Source organism: Acidithiobacillus ferriphilus (genome assembly GCF_018854775.1).
GTDB lineage: Bacteria > Pseudomonadota > Gammaproteobacteria > Acidithiobacillales > Acidithiobacillaceae > Acidithiobacillus > Acidithiobacillus ferriphilus.
Window position 1 is genome coordinate 1 of the sequence record NZ_JAAZTY010000240.1, and the last position, 578, is coordinate 578.

1 protein-coding gene and 1 pseudogene are annotated in these 578 nt (G+C 56.4%); both read left to right on the plus strand.

What is annotated here, in order from left to right; all coding sequences use genetic code 11:
- Positions 1-202 (plus strand): annotated as a pseudogene (gene rbcL, locus HF921_RS12835) (ribulose-bisphosphate carboxylase large subunit); the annotation flags it as partial.
- Between the two features lie 91 nt (positions 203-293).
- Positions 294-578: ribulose bisphosphate carboxylase small subunit (locus tag HF921_RS12840; protein WP_215893960.1), on the plus strand; the 285-nt coding region annotated here is incomplete at its 3' end.

The following is a 578-nucleotide window of genomic DNA, read 5'->3' on the forward strand; positions in this document are numbered from 1 at the left end:
TGCCGGAGCCGCTGCCAACCGCGTGGCACTGGAAGCCTGTGTGGAAGCGCGCAATGAAGGGCGCGATCTGGAGCGCGAGGGCAAGGACATCCTCACCAACGCCGCGAAAGACAGTCCAGAGCTGAAGATTGCCCTGGAAACCTGGAAAGAGATCAAGTTTGAATTCGATACCGTGGACAAATTGGACGTGGTGAATCGCTGATTCGGTAACAGAGATCGCAAAGGCGCAAACGAAAACCCGCGCGGCGTGTAGCTTGACGGCCCGCTCCGCGCGCCACAGAAAGGAATAGAAAATGGCTGACATTCAGGACTACAACTCAACACCCAAGTACGAAACCTTCTCTTATTTGCCGGCAATGGGGCCGGAAAAAATGCGCCGTCAGATCGCCTATCTCATCAATCAGGGCTGGAACCCCGGCATCGAGCATGTGGAACCTGAACGCGCATCGACATACTACTGGTACATGTGGAAGTTACCCATGTTCGGCGAACAGTCGGTGGACACCGTGATCGCGGAGTTGGAAGCATGCCATCGCGCTCACCCCGGCCATCACGTGCGCCTGGTCGGGTATGACAAT